At 43.7% G+C, this 22,182-nt stretch carries 22 protein-coding genes; 15 read left to right on the forward strand and 7 right to left on the reverse strand.

Features of this window, described 5'->3' with window-relative positions; translation table 11 throughout:
• The first annotated feature begins 406 nt into the window (after positions 1 to 406).
• From AB4161_RS01460 to AB4161_RS01520, 13 genes are all read left to right on the forward strand, one after another.
• Positions 407 to 1,399: an ABC transporter substrate-binding protein gene (locus tag AB4161_RS01460; RefSeq protein ID WP_017063893.1), complete on the forward strand. Its 993-nt coding sequence runs from the start codon at positions 407 to 409 to the stop codon at positions 1,397 to 1,399.
• Between the two features lie 147 nt (positions 1,400 to 1,546).
• Positions 1,547 to 2,446 (forward strand): proline/glycine betaine ABC transporter permease, encoded by a 900-nt coding sequence (locus AB4161_RS01465; protein ID WP_017059591.1) that lies wholly within the window; start codon positions 1,547 to 1,549, stop codon positions 2,444 to 2,446.
• A complete protein-coding gene (locus tag AB4161_RS01470; RefSeq protein ID WP_372082616.1) occupies positions 2,439 to 3,671 on the forward strand; it encodes a glycine betaine/L-proline ABC transporter ATP-binding protein in 1,233 nt (410 codons plus the stop codon). The genes AB4161_RS01465 and AB4161_RS01470 overlap by 8 nt, the downstream gene beginning before the upstream one ends.
• A gap of 379 nt (positions 3,672 to 4,050) precedes the next feature.
• Complete coding sequence (locus AB4161_RS01475) at positions 4,051 to 4,455, forward strand: Hpt domain-containing protein (protein ID WP_017059589.1); 405 nt, start codon at positions 4,051 to 4,053, stop codon at positions 4,453 to 4,455.
• A gap of 223 nt (positions 4,456 to 4,678) precedes the next feature.
• Positions 4,679 to 6,190: a sigma-54-dependent transcriptional regulator gene (locus tag AB4161_RS01480; protein ID WP_372082618.1), complete on the forward strand. Its 1,512-nt coding sequence runs from the start codon at positions 4,679 to 4,681 to the stop codon at positions 6,188 to 6,190.
• A complete protein-coding gene (locus AB4161_RS01485) occupies positions 6,171 to 7,277 on the forward strand; it encodes a glycosyltransferase family 4 protein (RefSeq protein ID WP_372082619.1) in 1,107 nt (368 codons plus the stop codon). The genes AB4161_RS01480 and AB4161_RS01485 overlap by 20 nt, the downstream gene beginning before the upstream one ends.
• A 251-nt stretch (positions 7,278 to 7,528) precedes the next feature.
• Positions 7,529 to 8,905: an O-antigen ligase family protein gene (locus AB4161_RS01490; protein WP_372082621.1), complete on the forward strand. Its 1,377-nt coding sequence runs from the start codon at positions 7,529 to 7,531 to the stop codon at positions 8,903 to 8,905.
• A 92-nt stretch (positions 8,906 to 8,997) separates the two neighbouring features.
• Complete coding sequence (locus AB4161_RS01495; RefSeq protein ID WP_017059585.1) at positions 8,998 to 9,783, forward strand: DapH/DapD/GlmU-related protein; 786 nt, start codon at positions 8,998 to 9,000, stop codon at positions 9,781 to 9,783.
• The gene (locus AB4161_RS01500) at positions 9,776 to 10,894 is read left to right on the forward strand and encodes a glycosyltransferase (RefSeq protein WP_372082623.1); all 1,119 of its coding nucleotides are present in this window, start codon (positions 9,776 to 9,778) and stop codon (positions 10,892 to 10,894) included. Before AB4161_RS01495 ends, AB4161_RS01500 begins: the two co-directional genes overlap by 8 nt.
• Entirely contained in the window at positions 10,891 to 12,315 is a 1,425-nt protein-coding gene (locus tag AB4161_RS01505) for a Wzz/FepE/Etk N-terminal domain-containing protein (RefSeq protein WP_017063900.1), read from the forward strand. Before AB4161_RS01500 ends, AB4161_RS01505 begins: the two co-directional genes overlap by 4 nt.
• Positions 12,316 to 12,713: 398 nt before the next feature.
• Entirely contained in the window at positions 12,714 to 13,814 is a 1,101-nt protein-coding gene (locus tag AB4161_RS01510; protein WP_372082625.1) for a glycosyltransferase, read from the forward strand.
• Positions 13,811 to 14,998 carry a glycosyltransferase family 2 protein gene (locus tag AB4161_RS01515; RefSeq protein WP_017059581.1) on the forward strand — a complete coding sequence of 396 codons (1,188 nt, stop codon included), beginning with the start codon at positions 13,811 to 13,813 and terminating at the stop codon, positions 14,996 to 14,998. Before AB4161_RS01510 ends, AB4161_RS01515 begins: the two co-directional genes overlap by 4 nt.
• A 9-nt stretch (positions 14,999 to 15,007) precedes the next feature.
• Positions 15,008 to 15,667 carry a sugar transferase gene (locus AB4161_RS01520; RefSeq protein ID WP_017063903.1) on the forward strand — a complete coding sequence of 220 codons (660 nt, stop codon included), beginning with the start codon at positions 15,008 to 15,010 and terminating at the stop codon, positions 15,665 to 15,667.
• 253 nt (positions 15,668 to 15,920) lie between these two features.
• Here AB4161_RS01520 and AB4161_RS01525 read toward each other — a convergent pair whose 3' ends face one another.
• The 5 genes from AB4161_RS01525 to AB4161_RS01545 form a co-directional block, all read right to left on the reverse strand.
• Positions 15,921 to 16,436, reverse strand: a complete 516-nt coding sequence (locus AB4161_RS01525) for a GNAT family N-acetyltransferase (protein ID WP_171732990.1) — start codon at positions 16,434 to 16,436, stop codon at positions 15,921 to 15,923.
• 78 nt (positions 16,437 to 16,514) lie between these two features.
• On the reverse strand, positions 16,515 to 16,796 hold the full coding sequence (locus tag AB4161_RS01530) for a hypothetical protein (RefSeq protein ID WP_017063905.1): 282 nt from the start codon (positions 16,794 to 16,796) through the stop codon (positions 16,515 to 16,517).
• A 194-nt stretch (positions 16,797 to 16,990) separates the two neighbouring features.
• A complete protein-coding gene (locus tag AB4161_RS01535) occupies positions 16,991 to 17,395 on the reverse strand; it encodes a DUF1801 domain-containing protein (RefSeq protein ID WP_102428874.1) in 405 nt (134 codons plus the stop codon).
• Between the two features lie 104 nt (positions 17,396 to 17,499).
• A complete protein-coding gene (locus AB4161_RS01540; protein ID WP_372082627.1) occupies positions 17,500 to 17,952 on the reverse strand; it encodes a hypothetical protein in 453 nt (150 codons plus the stop codon).
• Positions 17,953 to 17,978: 26 nt separating this feature from the next.
• Positions 17,979 to 18,401 carry a hypothetical protein gene (locus AB4161_RS01545; RefSeq protein ID WP_017063908.1) on the reverse strand — a complete coding sequence of 141 codons (423 nt, stop codon included), beginning with the start codon at positions 18,399 to 18,401 and terminating at the stop codon, positions 17,979 to 17,981.
• A gap of 608 nt (positions 18,402 to 19,009) precedes the next feature.
• Here AB4161_RS01545 and AB4161_RS01550 point away from each other — a divergent pair.
• Together AB4161_RS01550 and AB4161_RS01555 are read left to right on the forward strand one after the other, a co-directional pair.
• Positions 19,010 to 20,116: a transposase gene (locus AB4161_RS01550; RefSeq protein ID WP_372082629.1), complete on the forward strand. Its 1,107-nt coding sequence runs from the start codon at positions 19,010 to 19,012 to the stop codon at positions 20,114 to 20,116.
• 673 nt (positions 20,117 to 20,789) lie between these two features.
• Positions 20,790 to 21,158, forward strand: coding sequence for a PEGA domain-containing protein (locus AB4161_RS01555; protein WP_372082630.1), 369 nt, complete (start codon positions 20,790 to 20,792; stop codon positions 21,156 to 21,158).
• A 176-nt stretch (positions 21,159 to 21,334) separates the two neighbouring features.
• Here the strand turns inward: AB4161_RS01555 and AB4161_RS01560 are convergent, their stop codons facing one another.
• A complete protein-coding gene (locus AB4161_RS01560) occupies positions 21,335 to 21,562 on the reverse strand; it encodes a hypothetical protein (RefSeq protein WP_372082632.1) in 228 nt (75 codons plus the stop codon).
• A gap of 45 nt (positions 21,563 to 21,607) precedes the next feature.
• Positions 21,608 to 22,000 (reverse strand): hypothetical protein, encoded by a 393-nt coding sequence (locus AB4161_RS01565; RefSeq protein WP_372082633.1) that lies wholly within the window; start codon positions 21,998 to 22,000, stop codon positions 21,608 to 21,610.
• Positions 22,001 to 22,182: the final 182 nt, after the last annotated feature.

A 22,182-nucleotide genomic window follows, 5' to 3' on the forward strand; every position in this document is an offset into this window, starting at 1 on the left:
AACGCATTTCACACACATCAATCATGGTCTTACCCCCTTTAAATCCCTTCAAAAATCAACAGCCCCACGCCTAACTTTAGCGGTAATGTGACACAGACGGTTAAAGTGCCATGTAAATCGCATCAAAGATGGAATTCGTACGATTATTCCCTAAGATTATAAATAGAGGTGGTTTTTGACGAATTTGTAATAGTTTGACAAAGTTATCCGATGGCTGTTGAAACACAGTGGATGAATTGGCAAATCACACTTCACTGACTTTGCACGTTTATCTATTCAAACTTCACCCATCCCTCCTTCTGCTCAAATGGTTCAAATACACGGAAAGGATCACCATCGAGCAATTTAGATAATCAATTTACCTTGGTTACCTTAGTTGTATTATTAAAGAGAAAGGAAACTCAATATGAAATACAAGTTAAGCTCCGTATTTTTGTTAGTAGCAGCAGCCAGCGGTAATGCTAACGCTGGAGAATGTGGCAGCGTAACAATCGCAGATATGAACTGGAACTCTGCAACACTGATCGCCAATATCGACCAATTCATCCTTGAACATGGTTATGGGTGTGATGCTGAACTTATCCCTGGCGACACTATGCCAACAGGCACGTCTATGATCGAAAAAGGCCAGCCTGATGTTGCACCTGAACTTTGGAGCAACAGCTTAAAAGACGCATTAGATAAAGGTGTTGAAGAAAAACGTCTTCGCTACGCAGGTAAAGCACTTGTGAACGGCGGCGAAGAAGGCTTTTGGGTTCCAGCTTACCTAGTAAAACAGTACCCTGAAATGGCAACCATCGAAGGCGTACGCAAAAACGCAAGCTTATTTAAACACCCTGAAGACCCAGATACATCTGCATTCTACAGCTGCCCTGCAGGCTGGAACTGTCAGATCAGCGCCGGAAACCTGTTTAATGCTCTTGAGCTAGAAAACAGCGGTTTCACGATTGTTGATCCAGGCTCGAGTGCCGGCTTATCTGGCTCTATCGCAAAAGCTTATGAACGTGAAGAAGCTTGGTTTGGTTACTACTGGGCACCGACGGCTGTGCTAGGTAAATACGACATGGTTAAAGTCGACTTTGGCAGTGGCGTTAATGAGGAAGAGTTCCTTAACTGTACCACTAAAGAAGATTGTGAATCGCCAAAAGCGACCATGTACCCGCCTTCACCTGTTCACACGATTACCACTGAAAGTTTTGCGTCACGTGCTCCTGAAGCATACGACTACTTTACTAAACGTGGTTTCACGAACGACAAAATGAACTCGCTACTTGCATGGATGGAAGACAACCAAGCTGATGGCGAAGAAGCGAGTCTGCATTTCTTAAGTGAATTCCCAGAAGTATGGCACCCATGGGTTTCTGAAGAAGTGGCTAAGAAAGTTGAAGCAGAGCTGTAAGAGCTTGATTTAATAACAAGTAATTACGCTTCAACAATAAAACAGAAATAACGTCGCTATACTTGATGTTATTCATGATTCGGAGCCCTTTTCATTAGCGATTTTCTTATCGCATGGACAAGTGGCTCCGAACTATAAGGATATAAAATGGCTGACAGCAATTGGTTATCAAGCTTTCCAGAGATGGAACGCGGTGATTTACGAACCATAAAAAAGACGCTAGATGGCGCATACCGTGAATTTTCCCGTGAATACGGCGAAATGATTGAATCTCTCTTTGACCCTCTTCTTTCATTCCTCGTTTGGTTTGAAAAACTCCTTATCTCAACACCTTGGATTATAGTCCTGGCTGTGTGTACCAGCCTTGTCTACGCAGCAAGCCGTTCTTGGAAACTGGCTCTAGGCTGTGTTGCTTCTCTACTTCTCATTGGTTACTTTGGAATGTGGGAAGACACCATGCGGACGCTCAGTATCATCACTGTATGTACCTTGGTTTCAATATTCTTGGGCATTCCGATTGGTATTGCGATGGCTCGTTCAAATCGAGCTCAGTCAATTGTTACGCCGATGCTCGATATCATGCAAACCATGCCTGCGTTCGTTTATTTGATTCCAGTGGTAATGCTACTGGGCATCGGTAAGATTCCAGGGCTAATCGCCGTGGTTATCTACGCGATCCCACCTGTAATTCGTCTAACTAACCTAGGCATACGCTTAGTTGATAAAGAAGTCCTTGAAGCCGCTACCGCTTTCGGTGCGAGCAAAAAGCAACGCTTATGGGGTGTTCAACTTCCTCTAGCAATGCCAACGATCATGGCGGGTATTAACCAAACCATCATGATGGCACTGTCTATGGTTGTTATCGCATCCATGATTGGTGTGAAAGGCCTAGGACAACCGGTTCTCAAATCGATTACTAACCAGTACTTCACATTAGGCTTGATGAATGGTTTCGCCATCGTTGCCCTCGCAATCCTTTTTGACCGCGCTTCACAAGCGTACGCAAGAAGAACTAATGCGCATTTAGGAGGATTCAAGCATGACTAAACCATTGATTGAAATTAGTGGTCTGTACAAGGTGTTTGGACCGAAACCAATGTCTGTTATGAACCGAGTTCAAAACGGCGAACACAAAGATCAGATTCTTGCGGATACGGGTCATACCGTTGGTTTGAAAGAGATCAACCTTGAGATTAACCGTGGTGAAATCTTCGTTATCATGGGGCTTTCTGGCTCGGGTAAATCGACGCTGATTCGCCACTTCAACCGTTTGATTGACCCGACTCAAGGTAAAATCATGGTTGAAGGCATTGATGTGATGAGCCTCAACACTAAACAGCTAGAAGAGTTCCGTCGTCATAAAATGTCGATGGTATTCCAACGCTTTGGCTTAATGCCTCATCGCACTGTGGTTGAAAACGTTGCGTACGGGTTGGAAGTACAAGGCATCAAAAAAGAAGACCGTTTAGCAAAAGCCAACGAATGGTTAGAAACGGTGGGCTTAAAAGGTTACGGCAAGCAATACCCTGCGCAACTTTCAGGTGGTCAGCAACAACGTGTTGGCCTTTCTCGCGCTCTGTGTACTAACGCTGAAATCTTGTTAATGGATGAAGCCTTTTCGGCACTCGACCCTTTGATTCGAAGTGAAATGCAAGATCAGCTTATCGAACTTCAAGAGAAGCTTCATAAGACGATTGTTTTCATCACTCATGATCTGGACGAAGCACTCCGCCTAGGCGATAGAATCGCAATTTTGAAAGACGGCGAGTTAGTACAACAAGGCACACCACATGAGATTCTGCTAAATCCAGCCGATGATTACGTGGAAGCGTTCGTGAAAGACGTAAACCGTGCTCGTGCACTGACCGTTGAAACCGTTATGCAGCCTCCTCTGTATCGAATCACATCAGAAACGATTGAAGGTGCTCTGGCACAGATGAAGATGCTGAAAAACGATTACGCTTATCACGTAACGGATGACGGCTATCAAGGCCTAGTCACACAAGAGAGCCTACAAGACGCAGTTGAAGATTCATCGGTACATAATTTTAGTGATGAGATATACGAAGAAGTCCCTGCCATCTTACCAGATGCGGTGATTGAAGAAGTGCTACCGGACACTATGTCTTGTGACTACTCTCTTCCAGTTGTTGATGAAGACGGTAATCTAAAAGGTGAACTCGAGAGAAGCGCTGTTGCTGATATCTTCTCAGAAAGTAGCGAGGAAGAAGTAGAAGCCGACCCAAAGCCAAAGATTGATAAAGCTTCGTAGTCCTACTTTTCGTGATTTAAAGCTCGGCTGTTTAAATTATCGCTATTTGCGTTATCGCTATTTAGATTAGCCCAAACTGCTTACCCCGCTCTAAGACCACTGTTGTTAATTCACTGCAGTGGTCTTTTTTATTTGTATCGGGCTCGTTTTCTTCTGAGATCTACCCGCACCTTAGGCTTTATAGGCACCTAAGTTTATATTTCATAAGAGAAAACAAAATAAAATCAGTCCGTTAGGTTTGTCACAAACCCAATAGCAAGATGAGTGAGATGCCAATTAAATGCTCTATTTGTACGGCAACCAGTTGAAATTATTCTAGAAAATGACTAAAACTTAATAGTATTAACAGATATTAAGCTCAATAAAAGGACTTAGTTTGATGAATTCTACTTTAGCGTCAGACGCAGCTACAAATCTAAACTCACAACAAGTGAGCGAGCTTGTCGATGAAAGCGTTCTGGAGCAAATGATTCGCGATACAAGTGCGGACATTATCCCTATCTTGATCGACCATTATGTCGAAGAATCACAAACACGCTTGGTCGCTATAAAAGAGGCAGTCACGCAGAAAGACGCTCAAACACTTGAGTTCGAGGTCCACACTCTCGGCAGCACAGCGCTTTCGTTAGGTAATCGCCCTTTGGGTGAATTAGCTCGAGCTTTAGAAAAGCTATGTTTAGAACAGAGTCATGATGCGGCATTTCGACAAGTTGATGAATTACTAGAGCTCGCAGAGCGTTCAATAAAAGCCTTGCTTGAAAGGAAAGAGGCAGGCTTCAGCTAGCTTTGCATGTTCATTATCGGTATCAGATTAAAAACTCAAAACAGTCGTTATTAATATAGTCGCCATAAGATGGGCTCCATCATGAACAGCAATGCGAGAAGTTATACAGGCCGCTTCTTAAAAGATTGCATGTGGTAGATAACAAATACACAAGACTCGTATTGATGGTTGCATATCACTATGTTATTGATTGGTTAGGATAAAGTTTCAAAAGGAATACACAATGCGCCCTAAGGTATTGTTAGTTGAAGACTCCACCTCACTCGCTGTACTCTACAAGCAGTACGTAAAAGACGAGCCCTATGATATTTTCCACGTCGAAACCGGCGCGGAAGCTAAGACCTTCATTGAAAGGCACTCTCCACAGCTTGTGATTCTCGACCTTAAGCTTCCTGACATGCCAGGCGAAGAAGTCTTAGATTGGATTACTGCTAACGAAATACCGACCGCTGTCATCATCGCGACAGCGCATGGTTCAGTAAACATCGCGGTAGACCTTATCCAACGCGGTGCAGAAGACTTCTTAGAGAAACCCATTCAAGCCGATCGACTCAAGACCTCTGTTAGCTTGCATCTAAAAAGAGCGAAACTCGAAAACCTCGTCGATAACATGCAAAGCAAATTCGATCGTGATCGTTTTCATAATTTCATTGGCTCTTGCCTACCCATGCAGGCGGTTTACAAGATCATTGATTCGGTAGCACCAACCACTGCCAGCGTGTTTATTAACGGCGAAAGTGGTACAGGTAAAGAAGTGTGTGCGGAAGCGATTCACCAAGAGAGTCAGCGTAATGGTAAACCCTTCGTGGCCATTAACTGCGGCGCTATCCCTCGAGACCTAATGGAGAGTGAAATCTTCGGTCACGTTAAAGGTGCGTTTACCGGTGCGACAACCGACCGTAAAGGTGCAGCAATGCAAGCGCATGGCGGTACCCTATTTCTCGATGAGCTTTGTGAAATGGAACTGGAGATGCAGAAGAAGCTCCTCAGATTTTTGCAAACTGGTACGTTTACTCCACTCGGTGGCAACCGCGAGATTAAAGTGGATGTCAGAATTATCTGTGCGACCAACCGCGATCCACTGGTTGAAGTAGAAGAAGGACGTTTTAGAGAAGACCTTTACTATCGTGTTCACGTTGTGCCTATCGAGATGCCACCGCTTCGCGAGCGAGGGAGTGACATTGTCACTCTTTGCAATCATTTCTTGAAGCTGTACGCGAAGCAAGATAAGAAGAAGTTTAAATCAATAGACAAAGAAACGCAGAATCTACTTAAACGTTATACGTGGCCAGGCAATGTGCGACAGCTGCAAAACATCATCCGTAACATAGTGGTGTTGAACAATGAAACGAGCGTGACTAAAGACATGTTACCGCCTCCGATTAATAAAGTAGATGCCGCTCCATCATCTAAATCAGTGACACCAATTCGAGTAACTGCGCCTCAACCTGCAGTTGTTGAAGCACCAGAAGCTAAGTTGCCACCGATTACTCCGGAAGAGTTGGAACAATCGTCAGTTGCTCAAGCTCACAACGAGCCGATGACGCCTGCATTTACCACAAGCGAAGGTGCTATTCGTCCAATGTGGCAAATAGAACGTGAAGCCATTCAACATGCCATCAATCATTGCGATGGGAATGTGTTAAACGCTGCTGTGCTGTTAGAACTTAGCCCTTCTACTGTTTATCGTAAGAAACAGGCTTGGGAATCGGAAGATGAGTACAATCAAGCCTAACCAAGGTGTACTCGACATAAACCTTCATGAGATTTGGCTGTTGATCGACAGCCAAACTTTTGGAGGCATAGAAACGCATGTTTTAGAATTAGCACAAGGCCTGATATCGGAAAGCGCTCAGTATTCAGAGGCTGTTCGTATCGTTCTTTTGACTAAGTTTAATCCTGAAGCGATCATCGTTGAAAAGTTGAATGCGCTGAACATCCCTTTTAGTTACCTCTCCGATTTAGCCTCATGTTCTGTAGATTCAAATGGCAATAGCGCGACACAGCTGAAACGTGCAGTTCAACATTATCAACCAAGGCTTATCCATGCTCATGGTTACAAAGCCAGTTTGGTCAGCAAGTTAATCAAGCTTCCGCCTCGTTTCAACAACACAAAGCAAATCACCACTTATCACGCAGGTGAAACCCCAACAGGCAAAGTATGGCTTTATGATTGGCTCGACCGTTACAGCAGTTTTCTTTCTGATCAGTCGCTCGTGGTCAGTGAAAAGATTAAAGCGAAAGTGCCGAGTCAAACCCATCAATTGAATAACTTTGTTAAAATGCCAACCGGGTTAACAAGCTCCCCTTCATCAAGCCTATTCCATGTTGGTTTTGTGGGGCGATTGAGCCATGAAAAAGCGCCTGATCGATTTGTTGCATTAGCCAAACAGTTTCCTGATGTTCGGTTTGAGCTTTTTGGTGACGGGCCAGAAATGGACATCTTAGTTAAATCGCAGCCTGATAACGTGACCTTTCATGGGCATCAGACCAATATGGACGACGTCTGGAGCCAAATCGATCTGTTAATCATCCCTTCTCGCTTTGAAGGCTTACCTATGGCGGCATTAGAAGCCATGATTCGTGGCATTCCCGTTCTCGCCACCTCAGTTGGTAACTTGCCTCAACTCATCGAGCATCAAGTTAACGGCTACCTTGCAAATTCAGAAGCTGAGCTAGAACAGTTTTTATCTTTGTGGATGTCATTGACGAACGAGCAACGTAACTCTCTCAAGAGTCACGCGATAGAAACCGTGAAAAACCAATACTCTCCACAAGCCGTTGTCCCGCAGTTGTTGGAAATCTATCAACTCGACCGTTAATTCTAGCCTTAGTCGATAACTGGTTATTTGGGCTTGATGATTTAAGTACTTTAGTCAGTTTTATACTGATTCTCAAAATGACAAAACTCACCTCAAGGCTACGCCCTCACTTAATAATCCAACATTAAATCAGTAAGTTAAACAAAATGCATAACTGGCACTCACTTTGCAATCTTTAACATCAGGCGTAACTACGTCTCAAAAAATTGCGAGCCGAGTCATTAAGAGTTTATTTGCGCATAGAGGTCACAATGGTCAACCCTGAAGCCAATAGATTGCCAGTCATCATCACGATCAGCACCTTGTGTGTTGGGCTTGGTGTTGTTTGGTACTTTGTGCCTCACCCTGCTGTCATTGTGGCGCTCGCTCTTGTGCCATTGGCCGGGTTATTCGTGTTAAACAAAACATTCTGGTTAGTTCTATTGTTCGTTGTCTTTTCATTTTTCCGAATTCACGAAGCTATACCTCAGCTCTATTCGCTAAAAATACCGCTGATGCTTTCATTAGGCGCTCTGTCGGCTCTTCTATGGCATGCATTAATCAGTAAAGAACTTAAAATCTTCTGGCACCCTTGTTTAAATTGGCTCGCCATATTTTGGGTATTGGTTTTCATTGGTATTATCTTCGCGTCCAACAGGCCAATAGCACTAGCAGAATTCAAGGGCGTTTATTGGAAAATTATAGTGATGACGCTTGCGATTACTTGGCTAGTAAACACCACGGAAAATCTCGCAAAAACCGCGATGACGATTATCTACGCTGGCGCTTTAGTCAGCTCTATTGCCGTGTACAACTCAGTAAATGGTATTGGGCTTGTCGAGGGCTCACGCGTGACTATTGGCCGCGATTTTGGCTCTATGTTAGGTGACCCGAACGACCTAGCACTGGTACTGATGTTCCCACTCGCCTTTACAATAAGCCAAGCCACCACGACTGGCATCTCACGATCCAAACGTTTAATCAGTGCCTTAGTTTGTCTGTTACTGCTCGCCGCCATTATTGCCACTCAAAGCCGTGGCGGATTACTGGGTTGTATTGCGGTGATTGGTATTTTTGCGTGGAAGCTAGTGCGCTCTAAAGTTCTCTTAATCTCAGTGGGAACTGTCGCGGCCGTGGTGCTCTATTTAGTTGCTGGTATCTCAGACAGATCTTCTGGTGGTGCCGCTGAACAAGGTATCGATGAATCTGCAATGGGTCGAATCTATGCTTGGGAAGCAGCAATAAAGATGGCAGTTGAGAATCCACTGACCGGCGTAGGGTTGAACAACTTCTTCTCGAACTACTTCTTTTACAGTTCGCATTGGGACGGACTGAATCACGCCGTTCACAGTACCTGGTTTGGTGTGTTGGCAGAAACAGGCATTATTGGTCTGATCATTTTTGTCTGCCTTATCGTTTCTTTGATCAAAACCTCTCGCTCTACGCTAACGAGGTTAAAAAACTCGGCCACAGAAATCGCCCCCGAACTCAATGCGGTCGCCTATGCGATCTATGCAGGTCTGATTGGAACAATCGTGTCGGGTACATTTTTGACTCAAGGCTTCAACTGGCCGATTTATATCCTCGCAGCACTCACAGTTTGCGTCTCAAATGTATCTCAAACTGCCTGTCAAAATGAGAAAACCTAAAAGACACATTTTAACCTATTGAAAATATTATATTTATTAGATGGCACAAAATATGAAAGTACTTCTATATAACAAAAAAGAGGATTTTCATTATGACGTCAGTATCTATACATCAATTCAAACATTGGCTTAAGTTTCATCCTAATTCTCGAATTAGAAATGTGTTTTTCATTTTGAAAAACATCAGAAGCGCAGAGCTACCTACCCCTAAACTATTTAATCGCTGTCTATATCAAGCGCACAAGCTAGTGGTGAATCTGGTTTCTGGCTTTACGCGATTCTTCTACTGGACTCCGGCTTTCAAAGGTCGTGTGGCTCAATGTGGCAAACGCCTGTATTTGTATGGTGGACTGCCTTTCGTCAGCGGTCCGGTGCAAATTACGATTGGCGACAACTGCCGTATCTCTGGCCACACGACATTCTCTGGTTGTACTCAACAACTTGAAGGCTTGGAACACCCACTATTGTCGATTGGCAATAACGTCGACATTGGTTGGCAGTCGACTATCGCTGTTGGAGGTAAAGTGGTTATCTCTGACAACGTACGAATCGCAGGCGGCGCTTTTCTATTTGGATACTCTGGACACCCGCTTGATGCAAAACGCCGAGCGCTAGGTGAAGGTGACGACCCTCAGCAAATCGGTGACATCATTCTTGAACCCGATGTTTGGTTGGGCACGAATGTGACGGTCAAAGGTGGCGTAACCATCGGCGAAGGTGCCGTAATAGCCGCAGGCAGCGTAGTAACAAAGAATATTCCTGCCTTCGCAATCGCAGGTGGCAACCCAGCTCGAGTTGTCGGTCACATCAAACCCGTTGAAGTGACAGAATCCGATATGTTCGATTCGTTAGAGACTCATGGAGGTGACCATGCGTGATTTAATCGTATTTGGTGAAGACTTTGGTGGCCTACCTTCATCGACTCAACATTTAGTTCGTCACCTTGCTAAGCAGCACAAAGTCTTATGGGTCAACTCAATTGGCTTAAGACAACCGAAGCTGTCCGCTAAAGATGCAAACCGAGCGTTCAACAAGTTGTTTGGTAAAACCAAGGCCGTAACTCAAAACATGCTCGACTCTGAGGGACACGACAACATTACTATCGTTAACTTAAAGACAATCCCTGCGCCTGCTTCTAAATTTTCTAGAAAGTTGGCTCAGCAAATGATGTTGCACCAACTAAAACCGGTTATTGCAGAGCTTAATCTTAACGCGCCTATCCTATGGACTTCTCTTCCGACCGCTGTTGATTTGTGCGGACACTTAGGCGAGTCATCTGTGGTCTATTACTGCGGTGATGATTTTAGCGCGCTGGCTGGTGTTGATCATGACACCGTTGCACAGCACGAATCAGAGCTAATCGAAAAATCAACGCTTATATTCGCGGCTAGCAAAAAATTGATGGATAAATTTCCAAAGCATAAAGCGCACTTGCTACCACATGGTGTCGACGTAGACCTATTTTCAACACCCGCACCAAGAGCAAAAGATTTACCAAGCAACCACCGCCCTATTGCTGGTTTTTATGGCAGCCTTTCTAAGTGGCTTGATTATGAAATGATTGATCATGTTGCGAATGCGATGCCGGAATGGGACTTTGTTTTCATAGGTCCAAACGAGCTTGATACGCTCATGCTGCCTAAGTTGAGTAACGTACATTACCTTGGCCCTCGTCCACACCACACGCTACCAAGCTATTCTCAACACTGGGATGTGAGCTTGTTGCCGTTTGTTGATAACGAGCAGATCCGAGCGTGTAGCCCACTCAAACTAATGGAATACCTTGCGGCGGGCACACCCATTATCACAACACCGTTCCCTGCTTTGGTTCCATACCAAGAGCACGTGACCACGGTTGGCAGTGCCAACCAAATGATTTGGGCGCTTGATCATGCACGCGAGCTAAGCAACTCACCTATCTCTGTCGTCGAACAAGAGAGCTGGCAGAACCGTGGTAACTTCGTACATTGGATGTTGGAGCTATTATGAATAATCTGAAATTGCGGTTATTAGTCATCATCAATGCGATGTGGCGCCAACGCTACGTTATCGTTCTGCCAATGCTTATTTTGCCCTTTGTAGGCTTTGGTGTGAGCAAGTTGGCTCCAACTAAATATGACGCGCATACCAGTATGTTGATTCAAGAAACGGCCAAGATGAATCCATTCTTGGAAGACATTGCCGTTTCGACGATGCTCAAAGATCGACTTAACGCATTGAGAACACTGCTTCACAGTCGACATGTGCTTTACTCGGTCGCTGATGAACTGCAATTAACCACGCCAGATATGCCTGAAATTGAGAAACAAGAGATCATTACTGACCTGTCTCAACGTCTAACGGTGACTCAGCTTGGAAAAGATTTTCTAAAGATAAGTCTAACGTCGAACACACCAAATGGAATGGAAGCGACGCTGCGCTCGGTAAGTGAACATTTCATTGAACAGTTACTCGCACCGGAACGTTCATCGATTGAAGATTCAAGTAACTTCTTGAAAATCCATATCGACAAACGTAGCGCAGAGCTTGCAGAAGCAGAAGAAGCGCTAGCTGCATACATGAATGAGAATGTTCATTCGACGCCTGAGGTACAGAGCCAAAGTTTGAATCGCTTAGCTTCACTCAAACAAACACTGGCAGAAAAAGAGGCCGAGTTATCGGGTGTCGAAAAAAGTTTAGGGTCAATCGACCAACAACTTTCAAGAACCAACCCTGTGATCGGTAAATTAGAAGACCAGATCATCGACATTCGTAGCGACCTTACCTTGTTACAAGCTAAATACACGGACAAGCACAGTGCTGTGCAAGCTAAAGTGCGTGAGCTAGACAGACTAGAGAATGAACGTAAGAGTTTGCTCGAGGTAACCCAGCCAACGATGAACAGCGACCAGCTTTGGGACATCGCAAGTAGTACGACACTGAACAAACTTTCTGATACCCAACCTCTTCTGGTCACTCAATTACACAGCCTACAGCTGGTTCGTGCTCGCTTTGAGTCTTTAACTGAAGAGACCAAAAGCCTTCGAACTATGATTTTCGAATTAGAACACAAGGCCAATAACTTCGGCGAAAATGCAAAAGAGATGTACCGCCTTAAACGTCAAGTTGAAATCAAACGTCAACTATATGATGAACTGACAGAGCGTTATGAAATGGCTCAACTAACGGGTTCGCTTGGTGTATTCGAGCAAAACAAACGTGTGAAGATTATCGATTTGCCTTTCACACCGAGTGTCAAATCTAACATGCCGACTTTTGTTTTTATTCTGGCTGGATTCGTTGCAGGTATCGGACTGGGTATTGGTTTAGCGGTATTGTTTGAACTGTTTGATTCTTCAATCAAACGCAAAGACGAAATCGAAGATATCTTGGGTGTCCCTGTGATAACGGTGATCCCTAAAATGAGCTAGTCAGCCTCAAAGCCATTTTTGACTTGCTAGATTCACAGCTTTCTAATTTCCTAGCTTCGTGCTTTCTAGCTTTCTAGTTTCCAAGCTTCGTGCATCCTAGAGCAAAACGCCAACACTCGGTTGGCGTTTTGTTTGTTTAAAGCCCCAAGTTCTAATGCTACTCTCGATTTACCCAAGCCCTATGATTCAACCTGCCATTCAATCGTATTTTGTTTTGATTCCCATTTTGAGAAATGAAAACCGCACTGGAATTGAATGACATAAGCAACTGAAAAATAAAGATTATTTAGTTGGCACAACTTCTGCAATCTCCTTGTGTAGTTAAACGTTTTAAAGAATTTACTTCAATAGAAACGTCAGAAAGGCGAAACAACAATTATAAAGGCAGGGTCCAAACTATGAATACGCATTTAACGAAGCATGGCAAAAAGATCATACACGTTGTTCAGCACCTTGCACCGGGTGGATTAGAAACCCTAACTCTGGATTTGCTCCGCCTTGCTAAACCAACAGACCAAGTGTTGATTGTCAGTTTAGAGGGTACTAAACAAGAGTCTATAAACAGCTGGCCGAAGCTAGAGCCATACAAAAAGCAAATCGTCTTTTTGGATAAAGCACCAGGCGTACAATTCAATATCATTATTAAGCTAATTAAAGCCTTCAACGCGATTCGCCCTGATGTGGTTCATACCCATCATATTGGCCCACTGTTATACGCTGGTTATGCCGCTCGCGTAACCGGGGTTCCAACTCGAATCCATACCGAACATGACGCTTGGCATCTGAACAACAACAAACGTCGTCGATTACAAGCGCTTGCTTTAAAAGCTGCTCAACCAACGTTAGTTGCCGACGCGACACGTGTTTATAACCAACTACGCACTGCTTTTTCTTATGAGAACATCATTACCATCAAAAATGGCGTTGATTGTGAGAAGTTTAAGCCGATGTCGAAAGAACACGCGAGAGCAAAACTAAACCTGCCGACAGACAAACACATCATCGGTTGTGCAGGTCGACTAGAACATGTCAAAGGCCAAGACCAACTTATTAAAGCACTGACTCTTTTACCTGCAAACATGGTTGTCGCATTGGCTGGCGGCGGTACTAAACGCAATCAACTAGAGCAACTGACTAGCCGCTTGAATCTGAGTGACCGAGTCATCTTTCTTGGCTTAGTTGAAGACATGACCACGTTTTACGGAGCGTTGGATACGTTCTGCCTACCTTCACGCCACGAAGGGCTGCCGCTTTCTACACTAGAAGCTCAGGCGTGCAACATCCCTACCGTCGCAATGAATGTAGGAGCTGTCGATGAAACCTTATGTCCAGTCAGCGGCGCCCTTGTCAAAAGCGGCAGCATTGTGGGGTTAGCTAGTGCGCTATTAGAAAAGCAAAATGAACGCTTTTTGTCACCTCGTCGTTACGTACTCGAAAACTTCGACATCATCAAAATGGTTTCGTCTTACAACGATATATCAGAAGGAGCTTACGCATGATTGATTGGTTGCTTGCGGGACTTTGTTTGTTTTCAGGTGCGTTGATTGTCTATCATCACGCAGCCTACCCTTTGTTACTGCGTTGGTATGCGAAAAGCCACCCCGCACGCAAAGTTGAAGAGAGTCATCGTTGCTACAAAGAGGAACAGCAAGATTGCACGTTGCCGACCATCACCGTTCTTGTTCCTGCATTTAACGAAGAACAGTGGATCGCAGACAAGATTCGTAACCTTGCTTCACTCGATTACCCAAAAAAGAAGTTGGAAGTCATTATCGCTTGCGATGGTTGCACTGATAACACAGTCGCCATTGCACAAATGACCATACAAGAAGCGATGTGCAGTGATGTCTATTTTGAGATACATGACCATCAAGTAAACCGAGGTAAAGTCGCGGTTGTTAATGAAGAAGTGACACGTATAACCAGTGATATCACGGCGATGAGTGATGTTTCTGCCCTTATTTCATTGGATGCTTTGCTTATAGCTGCCGCTCATTTTGAAAGTGACAAGGTTGGAGTGGTAAACGCAACGTATCAACTTTGTCCAACAGGCAATGAAGGCGAAAACACGTATTGGCAGTACCAAACCGCGGTTAAAGAGTCTGAGGCTTCGTTAGGTTCTAGCTTGGGTTCTCATGGCGCTTTCTACTTGTTTAGAACACACCTGTTTGAACTGCTTCCACTCAACACTATTAATGATGATTTCATCTTACCGATGCAAATCGTTAAACAAGGTTACATCGCCGAATACGAAACCCAAATGGTGGCATTAGAGCTAGAAGAATCGAACCTAGAAACAGACTTCAAAAGAAGACTTCGTATTTCCGCGGGCAACATGCAACAAGCGATTCGATTATTTGCCTTGTTCAGCCCGAAGTTTAAAGGCATCGCGTTTGCGTTCTTTTCAGGAAAAGGACTTCGCCTACTCACTCCATATTTAATGATTGTGTGCTTAGTGTGCTCAATCTTACTTAGCAACTACTTAGTATTTGAAGCGCTGTTATGGGCTCAAGTTGCCGTTTATACCATTGGCGTCCTTGGCTGCATCTTGCCAAAGCGTCTAGTAAACAAACCTATTTCATTAATCTCTTATTTGATAGTTGGACACTACGCCAACTTCATTGGTGGCATTCGTTACCTAATCGGACTAGAAAACTCACCTTGGACACGAGCAAATCATTAAGGATTTATTATGATGAACATCGAACAGCTATCTACCCAAAACCTATACCAATACAAAATCTCACGTGCTAAACGTACTTTCGATTTTGTAAGCTCACTGATTGCTTTGATTTTGCTAGCGCCCGTATTTCCGTTGATTGCGATGGCGATTGCACTCACTTCTCGTGGCCCTATTTTCTACCGTCAATTGCGCGTTGGTAAATCGACACCGGAGAAAATGGAAATCTTTGAGATCATGAAATTCCGTAGCATGTACGAGGATGCAGAAACTCGCTCTGGTGCAGTTTGGGCTACCGCGAATGACCCACGAATCACGCCTGTTGGCCGCTTTTTGAGAAAGACACGTCTTGATGAACTGCCACAACTGATCAATGTACTGAAAGGTGAAATGTCTCTAATTGGCCCGCGCCCTGAACGCCCTACTTTTTACACCAAACTAGAGAACGAAATTCCTTACTTTGCCGACCGTACATACGGTGTAATGCCTGGTATTACAGGGCTTGCACAAGTAAATCAAGGTTACGACACCTGTATTGATGATGTACGTCGTAAAGTAGGTTTTGACCACAGTTATGCACTAAGCCTATGTTCGGTTAAGTCTTGGATTGCCGCTGATCTCAGCATCATCTCTAAAACAATCATCGTAATGGTAGATGGTCGAGGTCGCTAAACCAGTATGGTCTAATGTGGATACAAAGCCTGTTTTCTATAAAGCCTTAGGGGGCGATTGGAAAGTCGCTAATGAAACACAGAGTGCCGAATTAGCCCACGTTAACTAGACTCGCTGCTCTCGGTTCTCAGTTGAATGGTGTAATAAGGTTTCTTCCCTATCAATTGACGTAAACATTGGCAATGAATGTATAACGCAGATGTGGCTTGAGTTAGGGATTAGAAATTAAGAGCTGAGAGCTCAGAGTTAAGAATCAAGAGTTAAGACGAGAAAGCTTATATTCATAGAAAACCACGGCACTTTCGTCAGAGGCTTGCTCAACAAAACCTAGCTTTTTAAGTAAGTTGGCAGAGGCTATGTTTGAACGATCGACACCGCCAATCAGTGTTGACCATGACTCCATTTTAGCGACTTCTGTGATGAAACCCTTCAGTAGCTCACTCGCTAAACCCTTGCCCCAGAACTCTTCTGCAAGCAAGTAGCCAATATGAGCATCACTTTCGTCTTCTACATAAGCGAACAGAAAACCAATCAATTGATTATCGTTGGATTTCACTTGAAGTAAGCGGCTCCCCGACAACATTCGGTCGAGCCAAATTTCAGCCAGCTCACCTGACACAATACCGTGAAAGTATGGTGGAAGGTTTTCAACGACTGACGGGATTAGAATGCCAGGTACTCGCTCAAGCAGAGCCGAACGTTCAGGAACAGTAAGTTCACCTGCGACTTCTTCTACTTTTAGTCTTTGAGTTTCAAACGAGATCGCCATGTGTCCTGCCTAATTCGATAAAAATGTGGATTATACACCTTAGTTCTCGTGTTGGCTTCGTTTCCAGGCTAAAGCAAACTAAAGAACAGCCACGCCTTCAACTTCAATCACTGAGTTAACATTTGCTCGCTCGATTATCTTGAGTAACGTCGTTTGAACTAACTCATTATCTCGGATTTCGGTTTCACAAGAAAAACGCTCTTCTTGAACACCATCGCCCTCACCCAGCATAAATTGAACTGCGACTTCCGTTGCGAGATCTTTGGTCGCTCCGTAGTACGCTAACGTGATTTTTGGGTATCCGTGGTCGCCTTTTTTAACCTGCTTTGCGATACGTTTCTTGGCTTTATCTAAATTCATGCAACTTCCTTTTAAGTCCGAAATACAAGGTGACTAGAACACCTTTTTAAACGGTAAGCAATACAATCAGCGTTGGTTATAGAGATTCCCTAGCCTCTTGATACTAATCAAGATGGTACACTCTTAACGCTTTAAAGAGTGATAGCTAGAACACAGATAACCAGTTTAAGAAATATAATGACAGCGCGTAAGAATTACGCGCCAAGAAGCGGTAGATGTTTTCGTTGTTGATAAGTTAAGGCTAACTCTAAGCACTGCTTGATTGGTGCTTTGGGAAGTGGTTCAGTTAGGTTCAAGATGATTGCCCGATTACCTTGAAATACCAATGTGTCATCGTGCAATTCTCTGAATGTGTCGATTAGCTTTGTTTGACAGTTAAAGAACAAGTAATAGTTATTTGGCGATTTTAATTTCCAATCGATTCGAATTGGACTGCCCGTCTTAACGCTGTAACTCGGCTCGCCCCATTTCAGAGACTCTTCGACGTCACCTAAATCCAAATCAGAACAAAGTTCAAAAATTAATGCACGCAACTCTTCAAGCCGAGCTCGAACATCATCGGGATACTCGTCGAAATGTGTTTTGATTGCTCTGTCCATTCAACCTCCGATTCATTTGTTGTGATATTAAAGTCCAGCTCACTTAAAGCATAGAACCTTAAACATTAGTCCAACTTGAAACGAAAAGTGCCAAGCCTCGTAAATCAATTTTGAGTTATCTGTTCGTTAGCGGTTTTCAAGGCCAGCTTTAAACCGTCCGTATCCTTACAACCAATGTAAACATGCTTTCCATTACTTAAGCTTAACTTAAGCGCTGAACCTATCGATGCATTATACAACCAACCATCGCTCAGCATTCGGATACCAATACCTTGATACCACTTGCTTTGATAAAACGATGTCTCTGTAATGTCTGACACTTCTACATTCTTACGCCAAAAACCAAAGCCGAAATACCAGCTTAGTACATTGTCTTTAACCTCAATTGTCATGGAGAAAAAGAGCAAAGCAATTAAGCCGTTGATGGCGTGAGCGATTAATGTCCCGGGGTTATTATCAGAGGTAACGACAATGAAAGCGCTTATCGCAACAAGGATGAGCAGCAATCCCTTGTTGGATTCCTTACTATAAAACACAGTGACAACTCCTATAGACAACGAACAACCCACTAACTAGCCAACAGTCATCTTACTGCAGCCTTTCTAAATAATCGTAGCAAGTAATGCAGGCATACTCCCACAACCAAACCAAGTAGCATCGCCTTGATACTACCAACCCAAAGTATCAAACCAGAATAACCTTGTCCCGGACCTAAGCCTTGTTTATTAATCACATCGACAAACATAAAACCGTTCCACAGCACATGCAGTGAGGCTGTAAATCCATGCACACAAATTGCGATGGTTCCAAGTAACTTGTACTTGCTAATGACTGGTGCGCCACAAAAAATGACAACAAGCGCAAAGGTAAAAATCAGAGGGCCAGACAATACTAAAGTGAGTGTGGTTACTTCAACGTGGCTCTCTATGCCATAACTGTATGTACAAAATACCATTGTCATTGAAAACAAAAGCGAAATGAGTGCGAACCATAGCGTTCTATTCATTGGGGTTCCCTGCCTTAATAGTGGGTTTAGGACAAATTCGATAATCGACAGGAAGAACTAATTACCAAAAATACGGCATGAGAAATGCCCTTGTTACTCTACTATTCGATGGACGACTCAGACTTTCATAAACCCAATGTAACGGAAGACTTAGAACACAAGCTAGGCAATATAGCTTCGGCTATATTGAACCACGAGCATAGACTGAAGACAGGTGCTACGACGGAACAAGTAAGGTAGGCTCTACTCATCAAACGATGAGCAATCCACGTATATCAGCATGAGAACCGACGACATTACTTGCTTCATCTATGTAATAACACTATCCCTTAAATAACAAGAAAGGCTCTATAAATGCGGGAGCAGAAACTTCTACGCTCTTATTGACAGAGGGGGTCATATCGCCCAATTAAGGTGTGAAGCACACTACCACAACACTTAAATTGGACGCCGTAATCACTAAACTAAACTCAAACTGAAAATGCCAAGCGTGCTGAATCACTCTTAAATTACTTGTTGAACGAAGCCGCTACGCGGCAGAGTAAAACGAGTGCGAACCATACTCTTGTAACACCATCACCCTGATGGTCGTTCACAGGAGTAACCCCATGAAACCCGATGACTTAAAACGTTACAACACCCTTTATGAACAACACCTTACCAACCTAAAGCTGCAAGGTAAACGACCCGCGACCATTGATGCCTATTCCCGTGCGGTTCGTCGGATCACCGCTCATTTCGACCGAGCCCCTGATACATTAACGACCTCTGACCTCAAACAGTTCTTCGCGTCTCTTATTCAAACCCACTCGTGGAGCACCATAAAACTCGATCGTAATGGCTTGCAGTTTTTCTATCGCTACACGCTCGATAAACAGTGGGAGTGGCTCAATATCGTCAAACCGCAGCAAGTCAGTTCGCTCATCACTCACACGCGACAAGTGCGCTACCAAGTCTTCTTCTTAACACTTTATAGTATGGGGTTGCGCCTTGGTGAAGGGCTGAATCTTATGGTTCACGATATCGACAGCCAAACGATGCGCGTCCATATGCGGGAAGGAAAAGGCGGAATGGGGTTCACTGCCGTGCTTCATACTAATAGCCGACAACGAAACTTGCACCCACATCTACACATTATTGTGGCGGCGGGCCAATACAATGCGTCAAGGCAAGAGTGGCACAAAGGCAACAAGCATTATCTTTTTAACGCGTTTGCTTTAGCCCAAGTATGGCGGGCAAGAATGCTAGAAACCATCAAGCAACATCCGATGTTATGGCTGCCTAATGGCATACCAAAGCAATGGGTGGTCGATTGCAGACAAGTAGGATACGGCCAGTCTGCTCTGAGCTATTTGTCACGCTATCTCTATCGCGGTGTACTGCCTGATGAAGATATCATCAAAGTCACCAATGATACGGTCACCTTCCGCTATAAAGAGAGCAAGACAAACGCATGGCGAACGCGCACCTTACCCACCCTCAAGTTCTTGCTGCTCATTTTACAGCACGTGCTGCCCAAAGGGTTACAACGAGTACGAGACTACGGTTTTCTACGTGGTCAGGCACACGCCTTACGGGTTCGCATTCAGTTGCTACTGTTGAATTTACTCTACCTCATGCCGCCGTTAACTGTGCCAATAAGGACTAAAGCAATACGAGTATGCCCCTGCTGCCAGCATGAGATGGCGTGTGTCGGAGTAAGTCGACCCACGTAGCCGAAAGGCATGAATAATAAGGATAATGGCAAAAGTGAAATAAGAGGAGAATTGACGAAAGACAGCAACAAAATAGCTAACTGATTGATAAGATTGCTATCGCAACCTTATCTTGACCTCGCTCGCCTTGAGAAAAGTATCAAGGCGGCGTGCCCTTCAAATCCAATCGTACAATTTACTTAATAAAGAGGCTTCGGGCTTGTTCAACACTCGGGATTTAACGTTGGCTACTCAACGCTTAATCCTTATTTGTTATTTTTTACCACAAATAACTACTTTGTTCAACGCATTTCAAGAAGTGAATTACCAGCCTAACCCACTTGACCGCCAGAGACACGAAACACAAGGCGACTAGTTCCACTTCCGTGCCCCCAGCCCAATGAAGCAACTCAGACGAATTGCAAAGGGACAAAGAACTAGAGCCTAAGAACTTTAAATCATTGAAGTACAGTTAAATATAACGCCTTACTAACGGGAACTTACGCCATACCACCCAACTTAATTATTATTGTGCCATAAACACGGAACTAAGTTTGCGACTGAGTTCGCCAAGCGTTAGGAGTCGTCGTTAGGCAAATTGCCATGTCAACCTCTAGGTGGGAATATCGATTATTCCCTTGAATATTGTGAAACCAATGTAGAATTCACTCAAAATTTTATTAGGTGTCTAAAAATGAAAAAAGTATTACTTACGGTAATGACAGGATTTGCCCTCTCAGGATGCGCCGGAATTATGTCTGGCGGTGACGATAAACTTACAGTCGCAACGACCACATCTGATGCAAAAATTTATGTAGACGGACGATACTTGGGTGAAGGAAGAATCAGTACACAAGTTAAACGTGGCGACAACTACGAAATTCGTATCAACAAAGAAGGTTGTGCGACAATTTATGAAACTACAGGTGATAAATTAGATGGTTGGTTTTGGGCAAATATCCTTATCGATTGGGGAATTATTTCCATGCCAGTCGATTTAATCAGTGGCTCGGCTTGGAAGCTAGATAAGGAAGAGTACATTCTAATTCCCGAATGTGATTAATCACCCTGAGGCGGGGTCTAGCTCGCCTCATTAAAATTTTACTGATTTCAACGCCAAATTAAGTAGCGAGCAACGCTGTCATCTTCCTGAACCAATGTGTCGTAAACACTAAAGCTAATTAAAACCAAAAGTGCCAAGTGTTGCGAATCTGCTTAAATTTATTGTTAAGCAAGTTCTTACTTCACACGCTGGTCTTGTCTTTTAGCTGCTTTTCGTGGAGCTTCTGGTGTTTTACCATGTAACTCTTCAAGTTCTTTTGGCTCTGTAATACCTTTTTTAACAATAAAATTGATGAGATCAAAAAGCTTCGATGCTACAAAGTCAAAGTCCTCATCTGACATTTCGCCTGGATGAACAGCGTTATTACCTGTAATTCTAACTGTATCCGCAACTTTGATAACCATTGGTGGCAATACGTTTTTTTTCAGCTAAAGTACGAATGTCATTATTTATGTTTTTCCCCTTTCGCCGAGATGCTTACATAATTTTTGTAGTCCAAGCCTAAGTAAAGCCGCAGCACCGCGTGGAGATTTATTGAAGATACTAGCAGCTTGTTCATAGTCACGTTTTACATCTTCTGGCATATCTATTTCATCAGGGCTTGCACTACCTCGGTCAGGAAAAACCATAACACCTGATAGATCAGTTGCACCGAAAATTTCATGTCTCTGTCTTTCAAGTACATGCCAAAGAGAAACTTGTTTGCATCGGCTACAAGTTGCCTCTTGAAACATAGAATCTTTGCCACGGTTACTTAAAATGGACCAATCCATGTGAGTATAAGTGTCACATGTCGGACAGCTAAATCCCTCACCTAGAAATTCTGGGGAAATATACTTCATTAATTATTTACTCCATTTGCGTAACAGCTATTAGACCGAAAAATTCTGCATTTAAATACAGAATCATTCTATCTAGTTTCATATGCATATTAATTTACCACGATTAATCACAGCATTTCAGTGACTAAAAACATAGATAAACTCATTGAATGACAGAATGTAGAATATTTCCATATAGTATG

Source organism: Vibrio sp. 10N.286.51.E5 (assembly GCF_041469125.1).
Classification (GTDB): domain Bacteria; phylum Pseudomonadota; class Gammaproteobacteria; order Enterobacterales; family Vibrionaceae; genus Vibrio; species Vibrio crassostreae_C.

Bases quoted from the DNA above. Each gene is read 5' to 3' on its own strand.
- AB4161_RS01505 (WP_017063900.1), top strand. From the start codon at position 10,891: ATGAATAATCTGAAATTGCGGTTATTAGTCATCATCAATGCGATGTGG.
- AB4161_RS01555 (WP_372082630.1), top strand. From the start codon at position 20,790: ATGAAAAAAGTATTACTTACGGTAATGACAGGATTTGCCCTCTCAGGA.
- AB4161_RS01485 (WP_372082619.1), top strand. From the start codon at position 6,171: ATGAGTACAATCAAGCCTAACCAAGGTGTACTCGACATAAACCTTCAT.
- AB4161_RS01465 (WP_017059591.1), top strand. From the start codon at position 1,547: ATGGCTGACAGCAATTGGTTATCAAGCTTTCCAGAGATGGAACGCGGT.
- AB4161_RS01565 (WP_372082633.1), bottom strand. From the start codon at position 22,000: ATGAAGTATATTTCCCCAGAATTTCTAGGTGAGGGATTTAGCTGTCCG.
- AB4161_RS01535 (WP_102428874.1), bottom strand. From the start codon at position 17,395: ATGGACAGAGCAATCAAAACACATTTCGACGAGTATCCCGATGATGTT.
- AB4161_RS01525 (WP_171732990.1), bottom strand. From the start codon at position 16,436: ATGGCGATCTCGTTTGAAACTCAAAGACTAAAAGTAGAAGAAGTCGCA.
- AB4161_RS01515 (WP_017059581.1), top strand. From the start codon at position 13,811: ATGATTGATTGGTTGCTTGCGGGACTTTGTTTGTTTTCAGGTGCGTTG.
- AB4161_RS01495 (WP_017059585.1), top strand. From the start codon at position 8,998: ATGACGTCAGTATCTATACATCAATTCAAACATTGGCTTAAGTTTCAT.
- AB4161_RS01520 (WP_017063903.1), top strand. From the start codon at position 15,008: ATGATGAACATCGAACAGCTATCTACCCAAAACCTATACCAATACAAA.
- AB4161_RS01550 (WP_372082629.1), top strand. From the start codon at position 19,010: ATGAAACCCGATGACTTAAAACGTTACAACACCCTTTATGAACAACAC.
- AB4161_RS01460 (WP_017063893.1), top strand. From the start codon at position 407: ATGAAATACAAGTTAAGCTCCGTATTTTTGTTAGTAGCAGCAGCCAGC.
- AB4161_RS01560 (WP_372082632.1), bottom strand. From the start codon at position 21,562: ATGGTTATCAAAGTTGCGGATACAGTTAGAATTACAGGTAATAACGCT.
- AB4161_RS01475 (WP_017059589.1), top strand. From the start codon at position 4,051: ATGAATTCTACTTTAGCGTCAGACGCAGCTACAAATCTAAACTCACAA.
- AB4161_RS01530 (WP_017063905.1), bottom strand. From the start codon at position 16,796: ATGAATTTAGATAAAGCCAAGAAACGTATCGCAAAGCAGGTTAAAAAA.
- AB4161_RS01480 (WP_372082618.1), top strand. From the start codon at position 4,679: ATGCGCCCTAAGGTATTGTTAGTTGAAGACTCCACCTCACTCGCTGTA.
- AB4161_RS01500 (WP_372082623.1), top strand. From the start codon at position 9,776: ATGCGTGATTTAATCGTATTTGGTGAAGACTTTGGTGGCCTACCTTCA.
- AB4161_RS01510 (WP_372082625.1), top strand. From the start codon at position 12,714: ATGAATACGCATTTAACGAAGCATGGCAAAAAGATCATACACGTTGTT.
- AB4161_RS01545 (WP_017063908.1), bottom strand. From the start codon at position 18,401: ATGAATAGAACGCTATGGTTCGCACTCATTTCGCTTTTGTTTTCAATG.
- AB4161_RS01490 (WP_372082621.1), top strand. From the start codon at position 7,529: ATGGTCAACCCTGAAGCCAATAGATTGCCAGTCATCATCACGATCAGC.
- AB4161_RS01470 (WP_372082616.1), top strand. From the start codon at position 2,439: ATGACTAAACCATTGATTGAAATTAGTGGTCTGTACAAGGTGTTTGGA.